We start from the raw sequence: 9438 nt of genomic DNA, 5'->3' as shown, positions 1-9438 counted from the left end.
TGCTGCTGTCCCTACCGGCAATACGATCCAGGCACAAGCAGCGCTGCGCTAAAGCCTGCGCCAGAGTTAGTGATAGCGATATATCCGGAGAGAGGTTAAAGATTGCTATTCTAAAATGTATACTTCTATTACCTTTTATGGTTAAATACAGATTGTTATGAATCCTCTTTTGTATCTTTGCAGTTATGGGTACATTATTGGATACTGGACAGAAACCTTATAATCATTACGGCTCTTATCTTAAAGAAAAGTATGACGGACAGCGTGTGTTTAAAGTAATTGTGGATGGTAATTTTACTTGTCCTAACCGGGATGGAAGTAAGGGTTACGGTGGATGTTCGTATTGTAATGTAGATTCCTTTACTCCGGAATCCGCACGTAAATTGCCTACTATTAAAGAGCAGGTCGAAGCAGGTATAGAAAGAGCGCGTAATGGATATAATGCAGAAAAGTTCATTATCTATTTTCAGCCTAATACAAATACTTATGCACCTACACATCTATTGAAGATGATGTACGATGAGGCGATCAATGTATGCCCTGAACATACGGTAGGGCTTTCCGTAGGTACACGTCCGGATTGTATTGATTTCGAAAAGATAGCCTTATTGGAGAGTTATACGGACCGGTTGGATGTAGATCTGGAAATGGGTATGGAATCTATCTATGACGAAACACTTACCCGTATCAACAGAGGATGTTCACACCGTGAACTACAAAAAGCATTAGCTCTGGTACAAAACAGTCCTTTGGAAATCTGTGTGCATACTATCTTTGGTTTCCCGTGGGAAACAAGAGAGATGATGTTGCGCTATGCTGATGAGATCAATAAACATCCGCAGATTAAGTTTGTAAAGTTACATCACCTGCATATTGTAGAAGGCTCTATTATGGGGGTACAATATAAACGGGAACCTTTTCATGTTTTTTCTATAGAAGAATACACCGACTTCTTGTGTGAATTTATTCCTTTATTACGTCCTGATATTATCGTTCAGCGATTGTTCGGTCTGGCGGATAAAGAGTTGTTAATAGCGCCTAACTGGGGGCTAGGTAAATCAGCTATTCAAACGTATATTGATAAAGGCCTGGAGCAGCGAAATGCGATTCAGGGCAGCAGATATAAAATATTAGCATAAAATAAACGGGGAGCAAATCATATTTGCTCCCCGTTTATTCTTATGAAGCATTGAACTTATTGCTCAATAATAGATTTTAAATCTGCAGGAGAATAGTAAATCGATTTCAGAGTTTTATTATCACCTTCTCTAAATACCAGAAACAGGCCGTCAACTTCCTTATAATAACTATCTACACCTTTTTCTTCTTTGTAATACTTCATCGTTTCTTCTGCTTCTTTGACGGATTTACATGCTTTGCTCATATTAGAACGTTGCACTTCTTCGAAAAGAGCATTAAATTTATCTTTTAAACCAAACTCCAGAACTGCTCCGGATAATACGTATTGGATATCACAAAGTGCATCGGCTATTTCTACCAGGTCTTTGTTTTGGATGGCTTCTTCCAATTCTTTTAACTCCTCAGCGATAAGCGACACGCGTAGTTCGCATCTTTTCTCAGCCGGAATAGTAGGCTGATCTAGTATAGGATGTTGAAATGTTTTATGAAATTCTGCTACAGAAGTCAGTGTTTTTGGATCTGTCATGATATTTTATATTTTTGATAAAATTAAAAAAATAAGAAGAGATAACTGCACTAAAATATAAAAAGCAGCGGTTAAGCTGCTTTAAATTTTATAATCGGGTTGATCTAGATCAGGTGTTTCAACTGAATCAACTCTTTTTCTTCCAGATATCTCCAACGACCTCTTGGCAGATCTTTTTTCGTAAGATTAGCATATACTACACGGTCCAGTTTTACGACATCGTATCCTAAAGATTCGAAAATACGTCTTACAATACGATTTTTACCACTGTGAATCTGAATTCCTACTTCACGTTTACTACCGCCCTGTACATAACTCAGATCGTCAGGTTTTACAAAACCGTCTTCCAGTTCAAGTCCAAAAACAATTTTGTTGAAATCGCCTTGATTCAGACTTTTATCCAACTCCACATTATAGATCTTGCTGATATTATTCCGGGGGTGTGATAATTTTTCTGCAAGATTACCGTCATTGGTCAACAGAAGCAGACCAGTGGTGTTTCTGTCTAAGCGACCTACAGGATATATGCGTTCTTTAGTCGCGTTTGCGACCAATTGCATTACAGTGCGGCGTTCCTGTGGATCATCAGTAGTCGTGATATAATCTTTTGGTTTGTTCAAAAGTACGTACACCATTTTCTCTCTTTTCAGACGCTCTCCATTGTACTTTATTTCATCTTTAGCCGGATCTACCTTACTACCTAATTCGGTAACCACTTCTCCGTTTACAGATATAACACCTGCTGTGATTAGCTCATCTGCTTTTCTACGGGAGCATATACCTGCATTAGAGATGTAACGGTTAAGACGTATCATGCCGTTATCATCATAGTCAGATGTAGCTTGCTTTACCGTTCTGCTGCTTGGTCTGCGTTTGGCAAATGTTCTTTGTTCAGCATCTTCGCTTGTTTCGAAAGATTTTTTATATGGCTTGTCGAATTTGCGATTATCTCCGAAGTCTCTGTTTTTATCTCTGGGTCCGCTTTTGCTAAACTTCTGGTCACCAAATCTTTTATCAGATCCCGGTTTTCTATCTCCGTATGCTTTTTTATCACCAAATGGTTTTCGGTCACCAAATGCCTTCTTCTCTCCGAAAGCATTTCTTTCACCAAAAGGTTTTTTATCTCCGTACGCTTTTTTATCGCCAAATGCCTTCTTCTCTCCAAAGGATCTTTTTTCTCCGAATGATTTCTTTCCGTCGAATGACTTTTTATAGCCTCCGGTTTTACTACCTTCAGTTTTTTCGAAACGATCAGGACGATCATTAGAGTCTGATGATTTTGAGAATGATTTTCTAGGAGATTTGTTGTCATTGTAACCAGAAGACTTTTCTGATCGGCTGCTGTTGCCTTTTGATTTGAAGTTTTCTGAGTTACTTCTTGATCGTTTGGAGTTGTCGTCACGACTGTTCCGATTTCTGCTGAATGGCATATTTTACTTTAAAAAATGTGAACTACAAAGATAGCTATTATATTTATTCTACCACCAGAATAATGCAAATATTTTATGAAAATCGCATACAATAAAGCTGAATTTCAACGTTATAGATCTGGTCGGATTTGTAACTATTTGTTTTTTAGCATAATAGTGTGTATCTTTGCCACCTTGAATTTGTACCAAGCTATTTTTTGATCGATATTATCGTGGATAGGATAGCAGTAAGGGAGTGAATGATTAAAAAGAAAGTATTATGTTGTGGCTTGATTTTGGCAGGGATGTTACTGTCGAAATTGTATTCAAGCACTAAAGAAAATGCGGTCGCAGCCAATGTCAGATATGACGATGCCAAGACGCTGAACATCAAAAACAGAATAGTAAACAAAGCGGCTTTATCTGACCATAATGGAGATAAGGACAATGAAGGAGAACACGATTATCTGATATCGATCACCTTCGCAGAAGAAAGCCTTCCGCTGGACCTGCCTCAGGTCGAAAGGAAGCTCACACAGTACTTAAGTCGTTTTTCTTTTAGAAAGCAACAGACGTACAGTTTACACAAGCAAGCAGAGAAACACCTACCACAGATTGCTGCAATCTTAAAATCACATGGTATTCCGGAAGATTTTAAATATATACCACTTGTTGAAAGCGGGATGGATAGTCGTGTGGTGTCCAGTAAAGGTGCAGGTGGCTATTGGCAGTTTATGCCGGCAACAGCACGTCTTTATGGATTGAAGGTGAGCGGTAAAGTAGATGAAAGACTTAATCTGACAAAATCTACGCATGCAGCTGCGCGTTACCTTAAATATCTCTATCGCGAATTTGGAGACTGGACATTGGTTGCCGCTGCCTATAATGTAGGTGGAGGAAGCCTTAGAGGAGCCATCCGTCGTCAAAAACAAGACGATTATTATAAGTTGAAGCTCAATAATGAAACAGCATCATATGTTTATAAATTAGTCTCTGTCAAAGAGATTATTGAAAATCCTTCCAAACATGGGTATACCAGGTATGCGAAAGCACCTGTAGCTGATGAGGAAAGAGAAAAGAATATGCTGTAATCCATCATATCAAAAAATGTAGAAACGGACTTAAATATTTAAGTCCGTTTTTTTTGTTTTAAAGCCTGGCTTTAAAGACTCTTGCTGTGCCCGAAAAGTAATATAAATCACTTTTTAAGCCGTGATATATCATTAGAATGTCATGAATTAAGAGATAATTTTACCCACAGAAATCAACACAACAAGTAATGCAGTTAGAGCAGTTTAATTACGACAATAAGATTGTCAGAAATTTCGGGTTAGCCACCATTATATGGGGCATCGTTGGAATGTCCGTGGGATTATTGGTAGCATTGCAACTGGTATGGCCGGATATGAATTTCGGAATACAGTATACGACTTTTGGTCGTGTTCGTCCTGTTCATACCAATGCTGTCATTTTTGCATTCGTAGGGAATGCTATTTTTATGGGCGTTTATTATTCGCTGCAACGGGTACTCAAAGCGAGGATGTTCAGCGATATATTAAGTAAGCTCCATTTCTGGGGATGGCAACTTATCATTATAGCATCCGCCATTACGCTTCCGATGGGATTTACTTCCAGTCATGAATATGCGGAGATGGAGTGGCCTATTGACGTGGCCATTACTTTGATTTGGGTGGTATTCGGTATCAATATGTTCGGTACTATTATCAAACGCAGAGAAAGACATATGTATGTCGCTGTATGGTTTTATATTGCAACATTTGTTACAGTAGCTGTACTTCATATTGTCAACTCCATACAGTTACCTGTTACATTCTGGAAAAGTTACTATGTCTATTCCGGAGTACAGGACGCATTAGTCCAGTGGTGGTATGGTCATAATGCTGTTGCTTTCTTTCTTACCACTCCTTTCTTAGGTATGATGTACTATTTTTTGCCTAAGATGGCCAATCGTCCTGTATATTCTTACAAATTGAGTATTCTGCATTTCTGGTCACTGATATTTATATACATCTGGGCAGGACCGCACCATTTATTATATACATCATTACCTTCATGGGTACAATCATTGGGCGTCGTATTTTCCATCATGTTGATTGCTCCTAGCTGGGGAGGGATGATCAACGGTCTGTTGACATTGCGTGGCGCATGGGATAAGGTTAGAACAGAGCCTACCTTGAAGTTTATGGTCGTTGCATTGACGGCTTACGGTATGGCTACATTTGAAGGCCCTATGTTATCCTTAAAACAGGTAAATGCGATTGCCCATTTTACCGATTGGATCGTGGCTCACGTACACGTCGGTGCACTTGGATGGAACGGTTTTATGACGTTTGCGATACTATACTGGCTGGTACCGCGTATCTATAAAACGGAGCTGTATTCTAAAAAGCTGGCCAATGCGCACTTCTGGATCGGTACATTAGGTATTTTATTCTACGCTATTCCAATGTACTGGGCAGCTGTCGTACAGGGCTTAATGTGGAAAGAATTTACACCTGAAGGTGTACTAAAATATCCGAATTTCCTGGCTACTACATTAGAAATTCTTCCTATGCATATGATGCGTGCGGTAGGTGGAGCATTGTACCTGTCCGGAGCATTACTGATGACATTCAATCTGGTCAAAACAATGGCTAAAGGAAAACTGATGGCTAATGAGCCGGCTGAAGCTCCTGCTCTTGAACCAGTGACTAAGAATGAACGGGAGACTCACCGCCGTCTGGAGCGTAAACCTATGTTGTTCATGGTGCTTGCCCTTCTCGCTATACTGATAGGAGGAATTGTGGAGATGGTACCTACTTTCACCATTCAATCTAATATTCCTACTATAGCAAGTGTCAAACCATATACTGCTCTGGAGTTACAGGGAAGAGATCTCTATATTAAAGAAGGTTGTGTAAACTGTCATACTCAAACGGTAAGACCATTCCGTTCGGAGACTTCCAGATACGGAGAATACAGCAAATCCGGAGAATATGTATACGACAGACCATTCTTATGGGGATCCAAACGTACCGGACCTGATTTACATCGCGTAGGAGGAAAGTACCCGAACAAATGGCATTTTGATCATTTGCTTGATCCTACCATTACTTCGCCGGGTAGTATCATGCCGACTTATCCATGGCTGATAGATCAGAAACTCGATAATAGTATCATTAAAGAGAAAATGAATGCGATGCGTGTATTAGGTGTACCCTATTCACATAAGGATATTGAAAACGCACATGCTGATATCGCTAAACAGGCAGAAGCAATAGCCAAGGATCTGGCAGCAAATCAGGTTAAGGTTGGAAGTGACAGAGAGATTATAGCGATCATAGCTTATTTGCAACGATTAGGAACGGATATTAAAGCAGAGCCTGCAGCAGCGGCAGCAAGTAATGTGGATAGTCAAAATTAAACTGTAAAACGATGTTCAAGCAAATCACAAACTTAAATGGCGATGAAATTTATCTGATCACATCGCTGTGGATATTCCTGGTATTCTTCGTTGCGGTAGCATTGATGCTATTCTGGATGAAGAAAGATCATATTCAGTATATGAAAGAATTGCCTCTCGATGGTCAGGACGAACAAAATGGTCAAACAACAGAATAAAAATAGATTATGAAATTATTTTTAGTAGCAGATTCTACTGCCGTAAGTTCAGGTTGGAACATGAGTACCGGCAATATATATAATGATATCCTTATCATTCTGTTGGTGGTGGTATTGATCGTACTACTCTTTACTGCGCTTTCCGTTAGTAAAGCGATAAAATCCATTTTGAAGATTACTATGCCTGAAGTGCTTTTGCAGGAACAGGCGGCAAAAGTTGCTGCAAAGCAGGCCCGTAAAATCAAATGGTCTAATAACTGGAAAAAGATAATGGGACTGAGACCGATCTCAGAAGAAAAGGATATTGTGATTGATCACAGTTATGATGGTATCAAAGAGCTGGATAATCCGATTCCGATCTGGTTTAATGCCTTATTCTATTCTACTATTACATTTGGTATTATCTACCTGTTGGTGTACCATGTCTTTGGATGGGGATTGAATCAGGATCAGGAATATGTGAGGGAAGTTGCTCAGGCTGAAAAGGCCAAACAGGAGTATCTTGCTCAGGTAGCAGATCTTATTGATGAAACATCTATTACGGTAGATGAGACGGGTGCTATGGCTACAGCCGGTAAAGCTATCTTTGCCGCTAACTGTTCTGCATGTCATGGTCAGGCCGGAGAAGGGGGAATCGGACCCAATCTTACAGACCGGTTCTGGTTGCATGGCGGAGAGATTAAAGATGTTTTCAAAACAGTGAAGTATGGTGTACCGGATAAGGGTATGGTGCCATGGGAACAGACATTGTCTCCGGCACAAATAGCAGAAGTAAGTAATTACATCGTTTCGATACGGGATACAAAACCGGCTAGTCCTAAAGAACCGCAGGGAGCAGAAGTAGAGTATGCATCAGCGGAGAAAGATGCCGAAGCCGAAACAGATACCACAGCCGTACAATAAGTATATAATTATGCAGGTAACAACGAATATTCAGGATATCAATCCTCCGAAATCTAAAAAGAGAAATTGGATCTATGCCAAGAAACCTTCCGGCAAGCTCTATAACTATCGCCAGTGGTTTGGGTATTCGTTGTTGCTGTTTTTATTTGCAGCTCCGTTTATTAAGATCAAAGGAGAACCTTTTTTGATGTTTAATATCATTGAGCGTAAATTCTCTATTTTCGGAAATTTATTTTATCCTCAGGATCTTCATATTTTCGTGTTCGGTATGCTGATCGCGATGGTATGTATTGTGTTGTTTACTGTAGTTTATGGACGGGTCTGGTGCGGTTGGGCCTGTCCGCAAACTATTTTTATGGAATTGATATTCCGCAAGATAGAATATTGGATAGAAGGGGACTGGACACAACAGAAGAAGTTAAATGCTGCCGAAAATTCTTTTGAGAAGAATAAGAAAAAGATATTCAAGCATACGATATTTCTGATTATATCTTTTTTCATTTCTAATATCTTTCTGTCTTATATTATTGGTGCTGATGCGCTCATTAAGATTATTACGGATCCATTGGACGCACACATTGCGGGTCTGATTTCCATTTCTGTTTTTACCTTGGTTTTCTATGCTGTATTTTCTTATATCCGCGAGATTGTCTGCATTGCAATCTGCCCTTACGGAAGGCTGCAAAGTGTATTGCTGGATGATCAGAGTACAGTCGTAGCGTATGACCATTTCAGAGGCGAACCCCGGGGTAAGCAAAGAAAGGATGACCATAAGGAAAGGGGAGACTGTGTTGATTGCAATTTATGTGTGCAGGTATGTCCCACAGGCATAGATATACGTAAAGGATTACAGATGGAATGTGTCAGTTGTACAGCATGTATAGATGCCTGTGATGGTGTCATGAAAAAAATAGGAAAACCAAGTCGCCTTATTGGTTTCTATGCTATGGGCGAGATTGAACATAAGGATGATTTTAAAAAGAACAATGTAAGAGCCATCGCTTATTCCATTGTATTAGCTGTATTGATGGGAGTCTTTGGATATATGATATTCAGCAGAACGCAAGTTGGTGCTACACTGCTGAGAGCCAAAGGAAGTACTTATCAGTTAAGAGAAGATCATACTATCTCGAATCTTTATTCGCTGGAACTGATCAACAAGAGTGGTAAAGAAATGCCTTTTACACTGGAAAGTGAAGATCACAAATTAACATTACAACTGGTTAATAAAATCAATAAACTGAATAAAGATGGCAGTGCTAAACTCAGTTTTTTTCTGATTATCAATAGTAAGGATGTGGAGCATTATAAATCAAATGTCAGAATAAATATTATGTCCGAAGGGAAAAAGATAGAAACCCTGAAAACGACATTTATTGCTCCTCCTGGAATGTAGTATAAAAACAACGAAGTATGAATTGGGGTAAAAAAATAGTAGTCAGTCTTGCCGTATTTATGTCAGGTATTATAGGTGCAGGAATATATATGGTGAGTCATAATGCAGATACATTAGAAGAGGAAGACTATTATGAAAAGGGATTAAACTACGATGATACCTATAATAGAAAATCAAATGTGATCAGAGATCATGCAGAGCCTGTTATAAGAGCAGTGAATGATACTCTGTATATTGATTTTCCACATCCGCAAAATAAAGGTAAACTGGTATTCAAGCGTCCTTCTGACAGTCATCTGGATATTTCCTTACCGTTTGCTACGGCTTCGACAGGATATCGTTTGCCTATACAATCTTTTCAGAAAGGACGCTGGAGTCTGGAAATACAATGGGAGGGTAATGCGGTTCCTTATATTTTTGAAAAACATATATTCCTGTAGCAT

The 9438-nt window shown here is 39.3% G+C and carries 9 protein-coding genes; 7 read left to right on the top strand and 2 right to left on the bottom strand.

Features of this window, described 5'->3' with window-relative positions; all coding sequences use genetic code 11:
- Window positions 1-185 precede the first annotated feature (185 nt).
- Window positions 186-1139, top strand: a complete 954-nt coding sequence (gene mnmL / locus HMPREF0766_RS16295; protein WP_002999533.1) for a tRNA modification radical SAM protein MnmL/YtqA — start codon at window positions 186-188, stop codon at window positions 1137-1139.
- A gap of 56 nt (window positions 1140-1195) precedes the next feature.
- Here mnmL and HMPREF0766_RS16290 read toward each other — a convergent pair whose 3' ends face one another.
- Together HMPREF0766_RS16290 and HMPREF0766_RS16285 are read right to left on the bottom strand one after the other, a co-directional pair.
- Window positions 1196-1666, bottom strand: a complete 471-nt coding sequence (locus HMPREF0766_RS16290) for a pyrophosphohydrolase domain-containing protein (protein ID WP_002999531.1) — start codon at window positions 1664-1666, stop codon at window positions 1196-1198.
- A gap of 104 nt (window positions 1667-1770) precedes the next feature.
- Entirely contained in the window at window positions 1771-3096 is a 1326-nt protein-coding gene (locus HMPREF0766_RS16285) for a pseudouridine synthase (RefSeq protein WP_002999529.1), read from the bottom strand.
- A gap of 284 nt (window positions 3097-3380) precedes the next feature.
- Between HMPREF0766_RS16285 and HMPREF0766_RS16280 the strand changes: the two genes are divergently transcribed.
- The 6 genes from HMPREF0766_RS16280 to HMPREF0766_RS16255 all read left to right on the top strand — a co-directional run bounded on the left by HMPREF0766_RS16280 (window position 3381) and on the right by HMPREF0766_RS16255 (window position 9435).
- Complete coding sequence (locus tag HMPREF0766_RS16280) at window positions 3381-4166, top strand: lytic transglycosylase domain-containing protein (protein ID WP_236590422.1); 786 nt, start codon at window positions 3381-3383, stop codon at window positions 4164-4166.
- 188 nt (window positions 4167-4354) lie between these two features.
- Window positions 4355-6499 carry a cytochrome-c oxidase, cbb3-type subunit I gene (gene ccoN / locus HMPREF0766_RS16275; protein ID WP_002999525.1) on the top strand — a complete coding sequence of 715 codons (2145 nt, stop codon included), beginning with the start codon at window positions 4355-4357 and terminating at the stop codon, window positions 6497-6499.
- Window positions 6500-6510: 11 nt separating this feature from the next.
- Entirely contained in the window at window positions 6511-6696 is a 186-nt protein-coding gene (locus tag HMPREF0766_RS16270) for a hypothetical protein (RefSeq protein ID WP_002999524.1), read from the top strand.
- 9 nt (window positions 6697-6705) lie between these two features.
- Window positions 6706-7599, top strand: a complete 894-nt coding sequence (locus HMPREF0766_RS16265) for a cbb3-type cytochrome c oxidase N-terminal domain-containing protein (protein ID WP_002999522.1) — start codon at window positions 6706-6708, stop codon at window positions 7597-7599.
- 10 nt (window positions 7600-7609) lie between these two features.
- The gene (gene ccoG / locus HMPREF0766_RS16260) at window positions 7610-8995 is read left to right on the top strand and encodes a cytochrome c oxidase accessory protein CcoG (protein WP_002999520.1); all 1386 of its coding nucleotides are present in this window, start codon (window positions 7610-7612) and stop codon (window positions 8993-8995) included.
- Window positions 8996-9012: 17 nt separating this feature from the next.
- Complete coding sequence (locus HMPREF0766_RS16255) at window positions 9013-9435, top strand: FixH family protein (RefSeq protein ID WP_002999517.1); 423 nt, start codon at window positions 9013-9015, stop codon at window positions 9433-9435.
- The last annotated feature ends 3 nt before the right edge of the window (window positions 9436-9438 follow it).

The organism is Sphingobacterium spiritivorum ATCC 33861, assembly GCF_000143765.1.
Taxonomy (GTDB): Bacteria; Bacteroidota; Bacteroidia; order Sphingobacteriales; family Sphingobacteriaceae; genus Sphingobacterium; species Sphingobacterium spiritivorum.
Note: the sequence above shows the minus strand (reverse complement) of the source record. Positions and strands in the feature narration are given on the sequence as shown.